The organism is Comamonas sp. BIGb0152 (assembly GCF_024809975.1).
Taxonomy (GTDB): Bacteria; Pseudomonadota; Gammaproteobacteria; order Burkholderiales; family Burkholderiaceae_C; genus Comamonas.
Map to the genome: position 1 here is coordinate 32,838 of NZ_JANUDY010000009.1, position 17,749 is coordinate 50,586.

Here is a 17,749-nt window from a genome sequence, read left to right on the forward strand (position 1 = left end):
CCGGTGTAGACGCTTACCGCTGGCGGCGTTGGTTCAACCAGGCCAGTGGGGCCAGCAGCAGCGACAGCAAGGCCAGGCCCCAGGGTGCCAGCGTGGGCACGGGGGTGGCGACTGCGGTGGGCGCTACAAACGCACGGCCGACGACGTCACCGGAGGCGATGAAGCGCATGGGGCCAGGGAATGGGCATTGGGCATCAGGGCACACCGTGGAAAAGGCTTTGCTGCGCAAAGCCACCGTGGCCTCGGGCTCCACGTTGGGAGGGTTGATGGCGATGGTGCCGCCGGCATCGGTCATGGCGCTTTGCAGATCCAGCGCCAGAACCTGCTTGCCCGTCATGTCGCTGGTATCAGCAGGCGCAAAAAAGATGAATTGGGCAGGCAGGGGCGACGGAGCTGCGCAGTTCGTACCATCGCAGGTATTGCTAAAGCTGGCGGCTGGAACGCCTTCCGTGCCGGTGGTGGCAATGCTGATCCGGCTGAAGGTGTTGGTTTCTGCATCGAACACATAGGAGCCAGAGGCAGTGCCTCCATCAACGAATGTCACATTCGTCAGGGTCCATTGCACCAAGGCGGCATGGGCTGCCGAGGCAAAGCCACCCACCGCCAGCGCCAATGCGCCCGCGCACAGTAATTTTTTCATCGGGGATTCTCAAGGGGATTGAATGCAAGCAAATGTATCAGAAATGTCAATGATTGATAAGTCCATCCCTGCCTGAGTGCGGGCGGTCTGAATGCCCATTCTTGCTCTGTCAGACGCCGCGCCGTCTTTGCAAAAAGCAGCAATAGGGTCTTTCTTGAGCCCCACAGATCTTGATACAGTCTGTGACTACTCCATTTTTTATGGTGCGTTTATGGAAACCCAGGAAAAAGTCACAATTCATACCCCCTTCGCCATCTCGCCCCGCGGGGCGGAAGTGCTGGCCACCGGCTGGAGCGTCAAGAAAGAATTCATTGGCGAGCCGGTGCACGACACCAATGGCCAAGAGATCGGCACCGTCGATGACGTGATCGTGGGCAAAGAGGACAGCCTGATTTTTGCGATCGTCGGGATCGGTGGCTTCATGGGCTTGGGCACCTATGACGTCGCCATTGAGTTCTCGCGCTTCAAGCTGGGTAAATATGGCTTGCTGCTGCCCGACGCGAGCAAGGAGACCTTGCAGGGTCTGCCGCAGTTTGTGTATCCCAAGGCAGCCGCTTAAGGCCTGCCGTCTTCCGCAGAGCGCCGGGTGCTGTGAAACGCAGCACCGGCGCTTTTGCCGTGCTGGTCTTTCTGTCGGGCTGCCCGCTTCCTGCCGGGAAATCCCAGCGAAGCAAACCTGCGGGCTGCCGCAGCCGCTGGCACATCCGCCAAGAATCTATTGACGATAAAAAGCCAGCTTGCGGTCAATGCCAGCCAGGGCTTAACTGACTGGCATTGGCCCGAAGGCGGCTCCATGGCGTCAGGACCTGCGCTGACGCCGGATCCCCAGCAAGGCGATCAGCGGTGTCAGGCTGACCAGTGCCCATGGTCCCAGGCCCGGCACGGGCGTTGGGGCTTGCTGCACCACGCGAGGGGTGACACGACCCACCGGGCTTGTGCATACCTGAAGCCCGGGGCTAGCGCCGGTTTGTGCGGCGGGCGTGACGCAGAAAAACACGTACTGGTTCAGATCGGCAGGCTGCAAGGTGTAGCTGACGGTTTGGCCAGCACCCCCGGTCGTGCCGCTGGCTACGACCGTGCCTTCACTGGAGCTGCCAATGCTGGGGTTGGCGCTGGTAACAAACTGGTAGCTGCTGCCCGTGCCGCTGGGGTCTTCCACATCGGCGTTGGTGTCGGCATAGGTATAGCTGCCCGTGACCGTCGAGCCGACCTGGGGTGTTCCTGAAATGGCTGGCTCGGCAGTCGGTACGATATTGGGTGGTGCGCGCTCGATCAGGGCCACCATGTGCTGGTACGCCGGATTCCGGTTGCGGAACAGGTCCATCGTGTAGGTGTTGGAGCGGTAGGACGTGCGCAGCGTCGGCAGACTGGCCTTCATGGCGTCGTACAAGGTGTTGTAGGCGGTGACAAACGCGGCTTGGTCAGTACCGCCATAGTCAAGGACGTTCTCGGAGGCTGGGCGCGAGGCTCCTGCGCTGATGTTGATGCTGCCGGCACTTCCATCGTAGTCGTTGCCAATCTCCCACAGCGCGTATTGCAATGCGCGCCGCTGCTCCGTGGTGCCGGTCTTGTAGTAGCTGAGGTAGTACTGGTCGAGCAGCCAGTAGACCGCCGCCTCGCCTGCGGCACCGGAGGGGCCTTTGATGGCGCTGGCGCCTGCTTGCGTGTCGAATTGAGCAGGATTGACTTTGTAGTCAAAGGGGGGTTGTGTGCTGTGGTCGATGCAAATCAAAAGCACCGGCAAGTCGCTGTACGGCGTGCCATCGGCGTCATAGGTCAAATCTTCTGATGTTCCAGAATAGATGTCGCTGTAGTTATAGAAAACGGGGCCTGATACAAACGCGGCCGTAGACAAACTGGGCAAGGCCATCGCAAGCGCTGCGACAAGGGTCAGAATCTGTTTTTGCATCATGCTTTCCATTCACATTTTGAGCCGCTAGCGCCTTGGCTTGTTATCCATGGCGGTGTAGTTTCTGGTCACGCGTGGCAGTAACCCAGGGCATATTTAATTCCATCGTCTGACTATTGAAATTCCCCATTGGATACTCGATAGACGGACTCTAAAAAGTAAGCAAAATATACAATGGTGGCCGGGGGCTTGGCCTTTGGTTTTTACGACAAGCGTTTGCTTTTATGGCGCTTAAAAGAGGTATTTAGCAAAATACCGATGAGATTTATATTGTTGACAATCCATTCAGTCGCCAAATAGTGATTTGAATAAAATAAAGCGATTAATCATCTTGCGGCCATAAATGCCAGGCATGCCCTGCAGAGGGCCAGCCCCGCTGCAGAGCCCTGGCTCAATGGGATGGACGCGGACCACCCGAGACCGCGTGCAGACCTCGGCAAGGATTTTTTTCAGAGGCTCCTTCAGATCGCTTGGCAAGTGATGCTTCTTCCACCGGATCAGGACAAGCCATGGCCAAAAAAACCGCTGAGCAAAAAGCCGCTGAGGAGCGGCGCTATATCGCCGCTTCAGGCGCTGCGAACGCAGCGGAACTGGAGCCATTTTTGACGGACCCCAACCAGGCGATACGGGCTGCCGCAGCGATGAACCCGGATGCGGACGCCGACATCCTGGATCGCTTTGCGAGTGACCGGTGCTGGGGCGTACGCATGGAGGTCGTGCACCACGCCAATGTCAGCCAAGCTACGCTTGTGAGATTGTTGGAGGCGGATGTGCGCAAGCGCGGCGTTGTACACCATGCAGCGCGTGCCAAGTTGGAAGCGCGCGGTGTGGTATTTGCTGCCGATGGTTTGCCACAAGCGTGAACGCAGGCCAGCGAGTGGTGGCCGGGCGGCGTGACGGCGTTGCGCGCTGAGTCTCGCGCTCAGAAATACCGCTGGGCATCTCCCATCCGAGTGCACGGGTCCACCGGTCTCGAAACGGGTTTTGTGGAATGCTCAGCGTTTGCCGCTGCGTTGGCTGTGAGTGGCTTGTCCACCTGGTTGGAGATGCTGTGCCGGCGTTGGCCACAGATCCGGTTCAAAACGGCCGTCGAAGGGGCTGAGCCAGAAGGGTTCTGCGGGGCTTGTACCGGGCCTGTGCTGGGCTTTTGGCTATCGCCGCTTCGTAATCTCTGCCGCCATGTACTGGTTCAGGTCGCGCAAATCCTTCACCCGCCAAGCAAACGCCGGCAGTTTTACGCCGTTGGCTTGCAGCGTTTTCGGAATCAAATCGCCATTGGGGCGCAGCACCACCGACGAGACGATGACGCCTGGGTAATCGCTGAGGCGCTTTTTGAACGCGGCCGTGGTGAGGTCAGGCGTAGGCGGCAGGCTTTTGTTTGCCAATGGGCCCGTGCCTTTGAGGTCTGTGCCATGGCACATGGCGCAGCGCTGAACAAAGATGCCTTTCCCATTGCTGTTTTCTGCCTGTGACCAGGTGGCATGGGCGCTGAGCATGAGTGCTAGCGAAATGACGATGGATTTTTGCATGGTGTGTGGAATTTTTTTTTGCCTCGGTATTTTGGAGCAGGCCAGAGGTATTCCACCGCATATTGGTCACGCCCCAGCCGTTTTTTCTGGGCGGGTTCAGGCCTCGGAGGCCTGCATGGGGTAGAAGTGCCGGCAGTCACGCCAGTCCTGTACAGGCTGGTCATCCACATAGGTGGTGGGCTTTGGGAGAAAACCTGAAAAGCAATCCGCTATTCCCAGCGCATCGGCGGTATTGCGGCAGTAGTCGGCGCCACCGGAGCTCCAGAGATACAAGACGGCCTCTTCTTGATGCAGGCGCCGTACCTGCGCAATCACCGATGGCATAGGAATTCTCTTGGACCCCACCGTGCGTACCAGGGTGTCGTCGACATCGATGAATATCACTTTCTTGTGCATATGCTGGGCCCCCATAGGGTTGATGGAGCAGTCATCGTAGACGAAGGCATGCCGTTGCAAAAGCTTGCTTGCTCGCGCTCGCAAACGCAGGTCCCACGTCAATCGTCGCTGCTCTCAATCATCTGTTGACGCCGGCTGATGCCGCCCGGCCGAACCCGCTGGGAACCCGCCCCAGCCGCTTGCGGAACATGGTCGAGAAGGCGCTGGGGCTGTCGTAGCCCAGCTCCAGTGCGACCTGGGTGACGGATTGGCCAGCCGATAAACGCGGCAGCGCAGCGAGCAGGCAGGCCTGCTGGCGCCAGGCGCCAAAGCTCATGCCCGTTTGCTGCCGAAAAAGCCGGTTAAAGCTGCGCAAGCTCTTGTGCAACTGCAGCGCCCAATCGTCTGGTGCTGTCTGGATGTTCGGCGACTGCAAAAACGCCTTGCATTGTTGGGCAAGGCGCACATCCTGCGGAATGGGGGCGAACAAGGGCATGGTGGGTGCCAAGCGCACTTCATGCAGCAGCAATTGCGCCAAGGCGCCATCGCGCCCCTGTTCGTCATACAGCGCCGGAATGGCCATCGACGCCAATAGCAACTGGTGCAGCAGCGGACTGATCACCAGGGCTTCGCAGTGCGTGCCTTCTCGCGGAGCGGCAGCAGGCTCGATGTAAAGGCTGCGGGTGCTGACGCCCTGCATGCGCACCCGGTGGGGCTTGCCGGCTGGAATCCATACACCGCTGTAGGGCGGGATGACCCAGGCCCCATCATCCGTCTCCACCGCCATCAAGCCGCTCATTCCATACAGCACCTGCGCGCGGCGATGGCTGTGGGTGTCCAGCAGGGTGCCGGGTTCGTAGTCGGTGCCGATGGCCAGCAGCGGCCGGGCCACGGTATCCACAGAAGCGAGAGGGACGTTGTGCATGGCTGGATTTTGGCCTAAACGCAAGGATGGTTGGCAATTTATCGAATGTCAGCCGCTGCGTATCTTTCTATCGTGGAGCTTTGCAACCTCTGATGGTCCTGATCCATGTATTTGCTGCTGTTGTGCTTTGGTGTTCTTGCCGGTGTGACCACCGTGCTGTTTGGTTTTGGCGGCGGCTTTGTCGTTGTGCCTGTGTTGTATTCGGTGCTGCTGGGCATGTATGGCGCCGACAGTGCGTTGGGGCGCGCCGCCATGCATATTGCAGTGGCCACCTCCACCTGCGTGATGATCTTTGGGGCAGGGCTGGCGAGCCTGCGGCACCACAAGGCAGGCACGGTGCCGTGGGGCCAGGTCAGGCCGCTGCTGGGCTATGTCGCCATCGGGGCCATACCGGGTGCCATCGCGGCGATGGTCTTGAGCGGAAGCTGGATTCGCTGGGCATTCATTTTTTACCTGGGACTGACGATTCTGGACAGCCTGTTTCGGTCCGGTTTCACCTGGAAGAATGCCGCACAGATGCGCCCATTGGCCAAACCTGTGGCCGCTGTGGCGGGGCTGTCGATGGGTGCGATCGCCGCCTTTCTGGGGGTGGGTGGCAGTGTGATGACCGTGCCCCTGATGCGCCGACGCGGTGCCAGCATGGCGGCGGCAACGGCCGCTGCCAACCCGCTGTCGCTGCCCATGGCCATCGTGGGCACTGGCACCTACGCGCTGCTGGCCTGGAACGCAGCCCCCTTGGGTGACTGGTATATCGGCTTCATCGATCTGCGGGCCTGTCTGGTGCTTGTTGCGGGCTCTTGGCTGGGTATCCAGGTGGCATCACGCTGGATTGGCAAGATCCCTGACAGCATCCATGCCAAAGCCTATATCGCCTTGCTGTGTGCGGTGCTGCTGGCGATGGCCGTCGTCTAGCAAAACCTGTGGCGGTTTGAGCCAATGCCGCTACCATGTGAACGAAGCTGCACCAGGTCGGTGGCTCGAGGTGGTGCAGTGCTTTCCATCAGGTTGGTGTTCCCAGCTTCAGGAGATCGCAAGTGGTGAAAATTTCCTCAGTGTTATTGGTGGGTATGGTTGTCTTGGCCGGCTGCGGATCTGCACCGTCGCAAACCCAAGCGCAAGCCGACCACGGGCGTTGCGCAGGCTACGGTTACGAGCCCGGCAGCGACCAGTTTGCCCGTTGCATGATGACCATCGATGTCGCGCGAGACAAGCGCGATGCCAAGGACCATCCCAGCGATGCCCGCATGAAAGCCTTGAGCATAGAGCGCAATGGCGATACGCGTTTTCCCATCTGCTCCGCAGGCGATATGGACAACAATTTGGACACCGCACATAACGCTTGGTATGGGCCGAACTGCCGGCAGCGATGAGCCATGGTCTCTGGCCGCTGATGAGATGAGCCCCGGTGGGGAGCTGCGCTATCTCGTCCATTTGGCATGGATCGGGCCCGGGTTTTTTGTCCTTTATCGAGCCCCTCCTTGGTCCCAGATACAGCTGTCTCAAACTGAGAGAGTACAAATCAGGATGTAAGCGCCTGCATCTCCTACGTCTGCGCAGAGGGTGGCGGCGGACACTGTCCATCAGTGCAATGCAAAGGCAAAACACTGATTCAAGAGGCGCTCCCGCTAGCGACAGAAGCACCTTATCCCTCACTCGATTTAAGGAATCATCATGTCTCAGCAACAACAGCAGAACACTGGTCAGCAGCAACCCGGACAAGACCAGAAAAAACCTGGCCAGCAGGACCAGCAAAGTCCTAATCAGAAGCAGCCAGACAGCAAGCAGCCAAACACGCAACCAAAGTGATGGTGCTTGCGTTGAATGAAACAACGGCCTAGGTCGTTTTCATGGCCCACCTTGGTGGGCTTTCTCATGCGTGGGATTGGCACCGATGCAAAAGCAAAGCGCCTCCCCGGCGCCACTATGGCACTGGGCAGGCAATCTTGTGGTTGGTGGTGCCCACATTCTGGGATGTGCCAGGCTTTCAATGCTGTTGGGTGGCACAGTAATTTGGAGTCTCGCAGTGCAGATAGCGCAGATCGCCATCGCCGTTCTTGGAGCTTCTACCGAGTATCACGTCGCCGGCAGGTGCTGAGCCCTTCCCGCGTTGGGCCTGCATCTTCGGCGTGCTCGCTCATCTTCTGGTTTTACGCCTCATGGAAGGCCAAGCGATGGGGGCGCTTTGCGGTCAGTGTGCTCTATGCGCCTGGCCAGGGTGACGGCGCGGTGGATTCCTGGGATTCGGCCCGCGTCCGGCAGCGCACAGGGCAAAAGCGGAACTTATGCGCTTGGCATCCAACCCCATCTCATTGATTTGCACAGAATCGCAAACCTGCACTGTCGAGTCCTACTCGACTCCCCCTAATGTTGATTCTCCCGGCCAACAACCCAGGTCCGAAAAATCAACATTGGGCGGCGGCCATGAGGCAGCGCCAGACTAACTCGGCGGAGGGTGGGGGTTCCGCCATGGTCCGGCGGCAAATACCTCGCTCTGGTGCCGCGCCGGAGCGGCGATAGCCTGGCGCTGGAGCCGGGGGAAGGCGGCGAAAAGAGCTCGTCAGAGCGCAAAAAAGGCTCCAAAAGGAGCCAGCAAAATTAGACAGAAATCGGTGGTTCATGTCCCCGCAATGTCCCCGGCGGGTTTTCAAAACAGTGAGCCACTTGATTTCATTGAGAAAAAATGGTCCCCCCGACAGGAATCGAACCTGTATCTAGCGCTTAGGAGGCACTCGTTCTATCCATTGAACTACAGGGAGGGGAGGCAAGACTATACGACGTTTTTAGGCGTCTCCCTCTGTACGCATCATGATTGATCATTGCTTCTCACTAGCTCAGTGATACGGGATTGATACCGTATCACTTGGAGGATCAAGGGCAATGGCAAGCGTCAGACAGTCAACGGGAAGTGGCGGGCACTCGTTCGTCGCAAGGGGTTCCCATCATATTGCAAAACCTTTACGGTGAAGGTGCAAGCCGTGACGTGGGCAACGCGCATCGAGGCGGATCTAGGCTCCGGGCGGGTGCCTGTGGGTGATGTCATACGAGGGGGATCGTTCACCGTCAACGCGCTGATACATGAGTACCGCAAGCTCATGGAGAAGACCCGACCCATCTCTGATAAATCCAACTCGCACTACATGCTCAAGACGCTTGACTTGCATCTTGGGTAACTCGATGCGCAACGTCTGAGCGTTGACGACTTGGTATGTCTCCCTGGCCAGCGTCCCGGGGCTCGGCCGGGTCAGCGGCGGGGTTTTGCGACTCGGCAGCTTGCATAGCCTCAGAAATCGCGGCCTGCGCAGCGGCAGCGCTGAGCTTGGGCTTTTCGTCCACCTTGGATTTCCTCTTCCCCCACGCAACTTCTGCGCTTGCGCAGCCGGGGGGGCGGGGTAGAAGCGGTTTCCCGGGGCTTCAGTGGATCGGGAGATTGCGTACTTTGTGCCGCTTTTTGGGCTTCTGCCTGCTTTTTAGCGGCATCTACTGCGCGCTGATAGCTTTAGTCTTCGCTTTTACCGCCTTGGCATCAACACCAAAGTCTTGCGCAATCATCAACAGACCTTCGTTTGCCTTGTCCTCTTCCATGCGCAGTACCGATGGCGCAATGCGCTTCATCAACATCGCATTCAGTGACGGCCGGGCCAGCTTCACTGCGGAGACGAAGGATAGCAAACGCTGGGAGGTGGCCCGTGAGCTAATCAACAGCGGCCTGCCGCCCGAGGCTCACATGGATTTCGCTGGCATCGTTATCACGGCAGTTGAGTGACCCAGTCGGCAACTCGCATCCCTTATCGATGGGTTGTGAGTACGTGGTAACCCTATCACTTGTTTCAGGGATTGACCATGCTTACAAAAAACTGCATATTTCCTTATTGACAAATTGTTAGCTTTGCTTTGGAGTTTGGAATGGAATTTTTCAAGAAATCAGTAGGAGTTGCGCTCGTCGCGCTTTCATCTATAGCTCATGCAGAATTCTCAGGTCACAAAATACAAATCAGGTATTTGTTCCCTGAACAGTCGACTCAATATGAAGCTCCCCAAACGGCTGTAGTAGGCGGAGGAGTCGAGTTTACCTCTGTCTGCGACGGTAACTTCAATGCCGATGTTTCCGCGTCATCCATAACTCTGGGATTTAATACCTCGTCAATTTGGAATAACACTTCATTCAATGGCCCAGAATTCTTTGATGTTGAAGGAACGATTCCAAAGATCTATGGTGTTACGGTAAATGAGTCTACATCCATGGTTGGGCTTGATGCGTCCAGAATATCCTTTGATGAGGACCATATTTGGGTCAATTGGAATGGGCTCAATTTTAATCCGTCAATGAAGGTTATTCTTGATGTGCAGTTTCAGCCACCCAAACCCGAGCCTGTCCCGGCAGTGAGTATTTCGAATGCTGGGGATGGAGCGCTTACAGTCAACTGGACTGCTCCGAATGACAACGGCTCGGCCGTCACAAAGTACACCGTTACGGGAGTTCCTGGCGGATCTTGCACAACAGAAGTTGTTCCGCCAGCGACCACGCCTGCTACAAGCTGCACGGTGACTGGCCTCACCAACGGTACGGCCTATAAATTTACCGTTGTAGCCACCAACGCGAATGGCGACAGCGTTGCTTCGCCCGAAAGCGCAGAAGCAGTGCCAAGTGCCGATCTCACGTTTGTTGGTGCCGGGCCAAATATCACGCTTGCTGGAGGCGTGGTTGCAGCTGCTTATTCTCAAACTCTACAGGTAACTGGCGGACTGCCTCCGTACACATTCTCCGTAACTGGCGAACTGCCTCCCGGCTTGGCACTCGACTCCGCAACCGGTGTCGTCTCTGGCACGCCTACGACGCCCGGCACGTATAGTTTTTCGGTCATGGCTATGGATAGCGCAGTGCAAGCTGAACTGGCGGCCAAGGCACTCCACGTTGCCGAGCAAACCTTCACGATCGTGGTTACCGCTGCGCCAGTGGTTCAAGCCACACCAACACCAGTGCCCGCCTTGGGCGGCGCCGGACTGCTGCTTCTCTCCGGAGTAGTGGCATGATCCATGGGACTCATGCGACGACGCAAATCGAACTGATCTAGAAGCCCTCCTCGGAGGGCTTTTTCTTGTCTGGCCCGCCTTTGAGCGGGCTTTTTTATTGTCCGAAAGAGGCGGCATGGACTTCACCCAATTATTCGAAGCCGCCAAGTCACAGCTGGGGTCTGCCCTTGCTCTGGCCGCCGTGGTTACCTACTTCATCTGAACAATGGTGGGGGCCTCGATGCCGCCGCCGGCAGCATGGGCGATGCAAGCACCGCGCTCGATGGCGATACTGGACTCGCTGTTCTTGATCTCCGAGCCAGCGTCAAAGAAGACGCAGCCAAGCTCGAATTCCTACGAGCTTATGCCATCCAGTGCGTCGGGGTTAAGGACCAAAACGAACAACTGAGCTTGCACCTGAGGTGAGGTTATGAAGTGATGCCTTTTATGCCTCAAAGCCGCTAACACCGCTGGTCTGCAATCCTGTGACATGCCGCTTTTCTTCGCTCCTTCATGGCGAACAGCAGCTGCAAGATCTGATTTCTGCTTTATTTGTTCAACAGCACCACTAATGCATGGGAATTACTTACGCTTGTCATGATTGAAAAACAATGTTACAAGCGAAGATCGGTTGATGCAACCGACGGGCAGAGTGCGACTACGGACTACAGAGCATATACATTAATAGGGTTATAAATTATATTTATTAAGGACCACGCCATGAAGTACTTAAACCTGAAACATCTAACTAGAACAGGGATCGCAGTGAGCATTCCTTTGCTGGGTGCTGGATCCTCGGCATGGGCACAAGCGACTAGCACTTGCGCCTTTTCATTGTCTTATGTACCTGCCATTGTTCCAGGATCTAGCGCATCAGCTGTTCCTAGTCTCACGTTCATAGGGATTGCTACATTGGGCCTTTTCATTGCTGGCATAGCTTGGCGCAATCGCAATAAGGCTGGCATGAACCGAATCCTGACCGTTGTAGGTTTAACCGCAGCAGCCTCTTTTATTGCCATTGGAGGCAGCCCTCTGGTCAACACTGTGCGCGCTGCAGGCCCTTTTGAGCTCAGTGCTCCTTCGGGCGGCACATTGGCAGAGGATGCTATTTCAATTCCATCTACTGACACCGCTCAGCCCCTTGTGGTTACCAATACTAGCGGGGTGCTCCTGCGCATAACTGCAGTGAGTAACCCAAATGAGGCCGGCACCTGCAGCGTGGGAACCCAACTTGCCCCTGGTGCGTCATGCACCGTCCTTCCCACTTGCAGTGGAGGTGAAGGCGGTGGAGGTGGTGGTATCGGTGGCGGGGGTGGCGGTATCGGTGGTGGAGGTGGCGGTATAGGTGGTGGGGGTGGTGGTATCGGTGGCGGAGGTGGTGGTATAGGCGGCGGTGGTGTGTAGATGTGACGTTTAGATGGAGGAATGGGTGCCGGCGATGGTCGTCTTGCCTGAGTCGGCGGTAAGCCCACAAATCTATACAGCCAGTTTTCAACGACCAGGTATGGCGTGGGTTCGTAATGGAATGGCTGTACAGGCCGCTGACTGACAGGCTGCCTACCGCTAGCGATCTACAAACGAAAATACTAAGCGGTATGGCTGGCGGCGCAAAAGGCGCAGTGCTTTCAGGTTAGATCTCGGTGTCGCTATGTCAGCACATCGCTGCATCACGAAGTCCTGGGCAGGCATAGCGTAGTGCCTTGCGTCCATCCTTGTGAATTCATACAAGATTCACTCTGAAAGGCAATACCTCGAGGATATTCGTTGATACGAATTAATACGGGTAATAGAATTTACCCCTAATTCTCCCCCTGAACTACGGAGAGTGACAGCCGCTTGTCGTAGAGGATTTGCCAAGCCCCGCGGACGATCTGCCAGTCTGCTGCGCCAGATGACTCCAGTTTTGGAATGGCTGGGATGCATGCGCTTGGCGACGCCAGAAGCTGCCGTTCCCCGGCACCGCTGGCGGACTGGCTCGTAAGCGGTTTCGGGCGGTCCTCTGACCTGGCCGGCTGCCGTCTTTGCTCTCTCGGTTTTAGGACTTCCCAGTGCTCGGCATTCCGGGTGGATGGTCGGCTGGACAGTCACCCTCCCGCATTGAGAAGCGCACAATTCACCGCATGCTCCCTGCTCATCCCTCCCAACGCCTCGCTTTGGCAACCCTGCAAGACAGCTGGCAACCGATGGGTTCCCTTCAACGGCTTTATGTCAGGGTGGGCAAAGAGCCAGAGCCCCGATCGGTGGCCGATGTCCAGGCCGTCAGCGGCCATGGTTTGGCAGGGGACCGGCATGCTTCCCTGTTGTCTCCCAGGCAGCTACTGATCGCCGGAGACGATGCCTACCGGCGCTGGGGCCTGGTTGAAGCGTCTCTCAGAGAGAATTTGCGGGTGGACTTCTCCACCAGTGGCCTTGCTTCAGGCGATCTGTTGCGGATTGGCAGCGATGTCGTGATTTGGATCACCTTCGTCTGTGAACCTTGTCGGCTGCTGGAGCGCAGGGCCCCGGGAAGCTTGTCAAAGATTGGGCGGGATCGGGGGATGCTCGCTCGCGTGTTAAGAGGCGGAATCATCCACAGCGGTGCAGAGATATCGGTGTGCCCTGCAATGGTGCCTGCGTTGAGTGACCATTGGCAGGAGCGCGTCATCCAGGTGGCCCGCGCTGTACCGGAGGGCGCATGGATCAGCTACCGGCAGCTGGCCGAGATGGCCGGGGTCCATACCGCCTACTGCAGGGCCTTTCCCAAAGTGCTGTCCCAGTTGCCAGAGCGCGTCGCAAAAAGGGTGGGCAGCCCGCAGCGTGCTGCGGGAGCTGCGCCGTGGTCTGGGGCGGGATTCTTCGGGATGGCCATGGATTGATTTTTCAACCAGCCAATTCCTGCCGGTCCACTCGCAAACATGCCCCCGCCGTTTCACAACTGCGGGGGCATGTTTTTGAGCGCTGCACGCGGTAGAAGTCGCCTCGCTCAGTCGTAGCGCAAGGTATAGATCAAATCCAGCGCACTGGTGGTTCCGGCTGATCCACGCAGCTGCAGGTTGCGGGTGAAGTCGTAGAAGATGTAGAGGGCGCCCAGGGTGCCGGCCAGGCCTGCTTCGTAGGTGACGTACAGATCCTGCGACAGGCGTTTGCCCACCGACAGGCTGGCGGAATCGCCGTCGGTGCCGCCAAAGCCGATTTCATCCAGGCCCAGGCTCTTGGCCACATTGCCGGTCAGGCTCTCGCCGGAGCCGCCGCTCAGCAAGGCGAGCGCGGCCTGCTGCATCAGCGCGCTGCTGGCGCCGCCGCCGGCAGGGTCGCGCCCCATCACCACCCAGGAAATCTTTTCCGCATCGGGCATCTCGGGGTTGGAATACAGGCGCACACGCGGTGCCTGGGCGGAGCCGCTGACCTGCACGCCCGCCTTGACGGCGATATTGGGGCGCAGCGCCAGAATATCGAGCGAGGGGTTGTTGTAGGGGCCGTTGAAGCGGATCAGGCCGGTTTCCACATTCAGCACCTGGCCCCAGGCGCGGTAGCGGCCTTCTTCGGTGCTGATGACACCGGTGATGCGCGGCATGCCTATGCCGGCGCCGCCGCTGCTTTGCACGTTGAGTGTGCCGGTCAGGCGGGTAGTGATGCCATAGCCTTGCAGCGCAAAGTCACGGCCCATGTCGAGCTTGACGTTCAGGATCAGCGGTTTGGCAGGCTCGACCCGACCGGCGGGGGCATCGAGCTTGGCCTGCGCGGCCTTGGCCGCTTCTTGCTTGGCCTTTTCGGCGGCGGCTGCGCGGCTGGCCTTGGTGCTCACCACCACATCGCTGCCCAGCTTGGGTGAGGACTCATCGGCCAGCATGATGCTGGCGCGGTCCACGGTCAGGTCGCCGGTGATGCTGAGCTGGCCTTGCTGCAGCTGGCTGCGCACCTGGCCGGAGATGCTGACCTGGCGGTCCGCGCGCACCAGCACCTGCAGGGCCTTGGCCTGGGTGCGGATGTCCATGCGGATGTCGGGCGCAGCGCCGTTTTGCGGCATGGTCCAGCTGATGGTGCCGGTGGCATCCAAGCTGCCGCCGCTGGTGGGTGCGGCGGTCAGGTTGCCGCTAAAGCCGGCGATGCGGGCACGGCTGCCTTCGCCGCCGTCAAAGTGCAGGCTTTGCAGCTCCAGCACATTGCCGTTGAGCTGTGCGCGCAGGCTGCCATTGCGCAGATCCACGCCATCCAGCTGCGACTGGATATGCATCTTGTCCGCGGTGATGGAGCCGCTCCAGCGCGGGTCTTGCAGATTGCCAGCCAGTTGCACATTGGCTGCCAGGCTGCCGGCCACGCGCCAGCCCGGTGGTGCAAAGCTGGCCCAGATGCCCAGGTCAGGCATTTGGGCCTGCACATTGCCCGCCAGTGGGGCATCGGGGGCTAGGGTGGCAGCCAGGTAGTTCTTGCCTTCGTACTGCAGCGCCGTTTGTACATCGGCTGTGAGCTGGCCGGCGTTGACGGAATCCCACTGCACGCGGCTGCGCACCTGGCGGTCTTGCACGGTCAGCTCGACCTTGGCGGTGCGGATGCGGGCTGTGATGGTCTGCCCTTCGGCCGAGAAAGCCTTGGACACCGCACCTTCCTTGCCGCTGGAGTGGAACGTGACGTTGGTGGGCGCGCTGCCTTGGGTGTGCAGCTGCAGATCGCCGCTGGCGCGCTCGACTTCGACCTTGGCGTTGAGGCCGTTTTGCGTGTTGACATCCCAGCGGCCCTGGACCACGAGGTCCGAATCGAGTGGGCTGTGCTTTTGCGCCTGGCTGGGGTCGGGCTTTTGAAAAGCGCGGATCCAGCGCACGGGCAGGCCCTGCAGGCTGCCGGTGCTTTGCAGCTGCACGGCCTGGTCGGCCCCTTGGCTGAACTGCAAGGGGTTCCACTGCAAGGTCACGGTGCCGGGCTTGGGCCCGGTCAGCTGCAGCTGGCTGCTGCCGGTGCTGGCGCGCAGCGGCTGCTTGCCGGCGGGCAGCTGCAGTTTGAAGTCCAATGGCTGCTGCAGCTGCAGCTGCCAGGGTTCTTTGTTGGGTGGCAGGCTGGCACGCGCCTGGAGCTTGCTCACGGCGCCGCTCCACTGCTTGGCCGCCGTGCTATTGGCGGCCAGGCTGACCTGGGCGGCCATCTGCTGCTCGCCATGCTGGGCTTGCGCACGCAGATCCAGTTGCACTTTCTTGAGGTTGCCAACCAGCGCCAGTTCGGTATCGCGCAGCTGCCACAGGTCAGCGGCATCGGCAGAGGTGCGTACGCTCAGCTGCGGGGTGCTGATGTTGGCATCCAGCGCAAAGGGCTGGCCGCCTAAGGGAATGCCCGCTGGCAGCTGGGCCAGCAGGCCCGCTTGCTGCAGCTGGCGCAGCGCATCGCCATAGCCGCCGCTAAAGCGCAGCTTGGCATCCAGGCTGCCCTGGGCCAGCATGCCTTCGGGCAGCGCCTGGGCCATGCCGGGCAGCTTGCGCAGCCACTGCAGCAACTGCTCGGCACTGCTCAGCCGCAGTGCGATATTGCCCTGGCCTTGCTGGGGCGCGGCCTGGGCTTTGGCATCCAGGTTGGCGCCGGGTGCCTGAACGGACAGCTCGCCCGCGCCACTGCGCTGGTCGATGTTGGCGCGGATCTGCTTGGCACTGATATGCGCGCCCAGCGCATCGATCTGCGCGCTTTGCAGCTGCAGCTCGGGGGCCTTCCACTGGCCCTTGGCCACGACGCGGTCAATCGGCAGGGTACTGCTGGCCGCGCTGGCCTTGGCCGGCGTGCGGCGGTCGGATGTGATGTTGGCATCAAATACAATCGCGTCGTTTTGCGACTGGGCCGACAGGGTGCCGGACAGCGGCGCGCTGTCGATGCGGGTATCGACCAGCGCCGGGTTGATGGCGCGTAGCGCGGCCTGGATGCCGGCATGCTGGTCCGTCAGACGGTAGTGGCCTTGGGCGCTCAGGCTGCCGCTGCCCAACTGGACTTCGCTGCCTTCGAGCACGTCCACCCGCTGGCCGTCAAACAGCGCATGGGTCTGGATGGCGCTGATGGGCAGGTGCTGGTGGTTCAGCGGGCCGGGCAGGGCGTTGCTGAGGTCGATCTGGATATCCAGCGGCACGGGCAGCAGGGCTGGCGGCGTTGCGGGCTTGGTATCTGATGTATCGGAACCTGCTGTCGCAGCGCTGCTGGTGGCCATCGGGTCCACGGGCACATCCACCAGCGCTGGCGCTGGATGGGCGGCATGGGTGTGGCTGATGCGTTCGGGCGCCGCTTCGCTGACCGCCAACTGGCCATTGAGCAAGGTGGTTGGCAGGCTGGGCAAAAAGGCAGCCAGGTTGATGCTTTGCAACTGGGCCTGCGCGGGGCCCAGCGGCCAGGGGCGCCAGGGGTAGACGGTGGCATCGACATTGGCCTGCATGGGGGCAGCGCCAGCCAGGGCCTGGGCCGAGCGGGCGGCCTGGGCCTTGGCGGCTTTTTCTTGTGCCGATGGTGCCTTGGCAGCGGCCTTTTTACGGGCGGCAGCGGGTGCTGGTGCGCTGGCAGCGGCGGGCTTGGGGGCCGCCGCTTCGAACTGGGGGTTGACCTGGGCCTGTACGCGCAAAGCGGCATCCAGGCCGGACAGGGTGCCGGTGACCTGCACGCCGGCATCGGCCAGGATGGCGGGCAGGGTCTCGGTGGCGGGCTGGTCCAGCCGGGCTTTCAGATCGGCGGCGATGTGCATGGGCGTGAGTGCATCTACATCGGCTTTGAGTTGCAGGCTGCTGTTGAAGGCCTCGACCTGGTCGATCTGCAGCTGGTGCTTGTCGGCGGCATACCGATAGTGGCCTTTGAGCTGTGTCACCGTGATGGGCTGCGGTGCGGCCCAGACGATTTCGTCCACGGCAAAGGGGACCTCCAGCACGCGCAAAGGCAGTGGCAGCTGCTCCAAAGGCTTGCTGGGTTCCTTGGGTTGTTCGATGCCCGAAGGCGTGATGGTGACTTTGGCGATATGGATGGGCGCCAGGCGCAGCTCGCGGTCCCAGATCTTGTCGAGGCTCCAGCCGATGCTGGCTTGCTCCACTTGCACGCTGATGGACGGGTTGCTCCACTGCAGCTGGCCGATGCTGCCGCCGCCGCGCAGGCTGCCGTTCACATCCTGCGCTTGCAATTGCATGTCAGCGGGCAAAAAGCGCTGGGCCAGGGCCAGGGTGCGCGCGAGCGAATCGTTTTGCCCGCTCCACCACCAGGCGCCGCCCAGCAGGGCAGCCAGCAGCAGGACCAGCGCAATGAGCAGCCACAGCAGGTAGCGCGCGGCGCGCCGCAGCCCGCTGCGCTTTTTGGGGGAGGAGGGGCCGGAGGGCGGAGAAGCCGGGGCCTGCGTTGCGCTGGCCGTTGGTGCAATAGCGTTTGTATCTGCCATG

14 protein-coding genes, 1 tRNA gene and 1 pseudogene are annotated in these 17,749 nt (G+C 59.9%); 9 read left to right on the top strand and 7 right to left on the bottom strand.

Translation table 11 applies throughout. The features are described 5' to 3' along the window. Positions 1-13: 13 nt before the first annotated feature. Positions 14-640 carry an IPTL-CTERM sorting domain-containing protein gene (locus tag M2375_RS16875; protein WP_259169035.1) on the bottom strand — a complete coding sequence of 209 codons (627 nt, stop codon included), beginning with the start codon at positions 638-640 and terminating at the stop codon, positions 14-16. Between the two features lie 91 nt (positions 641-731). Here M2375_RS16875 and M2375_RS16880 point away from each other — a divergent pair, with 91 nt between their 5' ends. Continuing rightward, the gene (locus M2375_RS16880) at positions 732-1,199 is read left to right on the top strand and encodes a PRC-barrel domain-containing protein (RefSeq protein ID WP_259169036.1); all 468 of its coding nucleotides are present in this window, start codon (positions 732-734) and stop codon (positions 1,197-1,199) included. A 240-nt stretch (positions 1,200-1,439) separates the two neighbouring features. Here the strand turns inward: M2375_RS16880 and M2375_RS16885 are convergent, their stop codons facing one another. Next, entirely contained in the window at positions 1,440-2,549 is a 1,110-nt protein-coding gene (locus M2375_RS16885) for an IPTL-CTERM sorting domain-containing protein (protein WP_259169037.1), read from the bottom strand. A 509-nt stretch (positions 2,550-3,058) separates the two neighbouring features. Here M2375_RS16885 and M2375_RS16890 point away from each other — a divergent pair. Next, the gene (locus M2375_RS16890; protein ID WP_259169038.1) at positions 3,059-3,412 is read left to right on the top strand and encodes a hypothetical protein; all 354 of its coding nucleotides are present in this window, start codon (positions 3,059-3,061) and stop codon (positions 3,410-3,412) included. A gap of 288 nt (positions 3,413-3,700) precedes the next feature. Here M2375_RS16890 and M2375_RS16895 read toward each other — a convergent pair whose 3' ends face one another. The 3 genes from M2375_RS16895 to M2375_RS16905 form a co-directional block, all read right to left on the bottom strand. Then, positions 3,701-4,045 (bottom strand): c-type cytochrome, encoded by a 345-nt coding sequence (locus M2375_RS16895; protein WP_404979346.1) that lies wholly within the window; start codon positions 4,043-4,045, stop codon positions 3,701-3,703. Between the two features lie 129 nt (positions 4,046-4,174). Beyond that, the gene (locus M2375_RS16900; protein ID WP_259169043.1) at positions 4,175-4,576 is read right to left on the bottom strand and encodes a DUF705 domain-containing protein; all 402 of its coding nucleotides are present in this window, start codon (positions 4,574-4,576) and stop codon (positions 4,175-4,177) included. A 16-nt stretch (positions 4,577-4,592) separates the two neighbouring features. Further along, complete coding sequence (locus tag M2375_RS16905) at positions 4,593-5,378, bottom strand: helix-turn-helix domain-containing protein (protein WP_259169046.1); 786 nt, start codon at positions 5,376-5,378, stop codon at positions 4,593-4,595. A gap of 105 nt (positions 5,379-5,483) precedes the next feature. Between M2375_RS16905 and M2375_RS16910 the strand changes: the two genes are divergently transcribed. The 3 genes from M2375_RS16910 (at position 5,484) to M2375_RS16920 (ending at position 7,184) form a co-directional block, all read left to right on the top strand. Beyond that, positions 5,484-6,290: a sulfite exporter TauE/SafE family protein gene (locus M2375_RS16910; RefSeq protein ID WP_259169047.1), complete on the top strand. Its 807-nt coding sequence runs from the start codon at positions 5,484-5,486 to the stop codon at positions 6,288-6,290. Positions 6,291-6,412: 122 nt separating this feature from the next. Next, positions 6,413-6,748 carry a hypothetical protein gene (locus M2375_RS16915; RefSeq protein WP_259169048.1) on the top strand — a complete coding sequence of 112 codons (336 nt, stop codon included), beginning with the start codon at positions 6,413-6,415 and terminating at the stop codon, positions 6,746-6,748. A 301-nt stretch (positions 6,749-7,049) separates the two neighbouring features. Next, a complete protein-coding gene (locus tag M2375_RS16920) occupies positions 7,050-7,184 on the top strand; it encodes a hypothetical protein (RefSeq protein ID WP_259169049.1) in 135 nt (44 codons plus the stop codon). 875 nt (positions 7,185-8,059) lie between these two features. On the opposite strand, the gene M2375_RS16925 is transcribed toward M2375_RS16920, so the two are convergent. Beyond that, positions 8,060-8,134: transfer RNA gene (locus tag M2375_RS16925), tRNA-Arg, on the bottom strand. Positions 8,135-8,958: 824 nt separating this feature from the next. On the opposite strand from M2375_RS16925, the gene M2375_RS16930 reads away from it, so the two are divergent. The 4 genes and pseudogenes from M2375_RS16930 (at position 8,959) to M2375_RS16940 (ending at position 13,243) form a co-directional block, all read left to right on the top strand. Further along, entirely contained in the window at positions 8,959-9,141 is a 183-nt protein-coding gene (locus M2375_RS16930) for a hypothetical protein (RefSeq protein ID WP_259169050.1), read from the top strand. 140 nt (positions 9,142-9,281) lie between these two features. Further along, a complete protein-coding gene (locus M2375_RS16935; RefSeq protein WP_259169051.1) occupies positions 9,282-10,409 on the top strand; it encodes a fibronectin type III domain-containing protein in 1,128 nt (375 codons plus the stop codon). Positions 10,410-11,108: 699 nt separating this feature from the next. Next, positions 11,109-11,585: pseudogene (locus tag M2375_RS22550) on the top strand (midcut-by-XrtH protein); the annotation flags it as partial. Positions 11,586-12,541: 956 nt separating this feature from the next. Then, positions 12,542-13,243: an MOSC domain-containing protein gene (locus M2375_RS16940; protein ID WP_259169052.1), complete on the top strand. Its 702-nt coding sequence runs from the start codon at positions 12,542-12,544 to the stop codon at positions 13,241-13,243. 107 nt (positions 13,244-13,350) lie between these two features. On the opposite strand, the gene M2375_RS16945 is transcribed toward M2375_RS16940, so the two are convergent. Beyond that, positions 13,351-17,748: a translocation/assembly module TamB domain-containing protein gene (locus M2375_RS16945; RefSeq protein WP_259169053.1), complete on the bottom strand. Its 4,398-nt coding sequence runs from the start codon at positions 17,746-17,748 to the stop codon at positions 13,351-13,353. Between the last annotated feature and the right edge of the window lies 1 nt (position 17,749).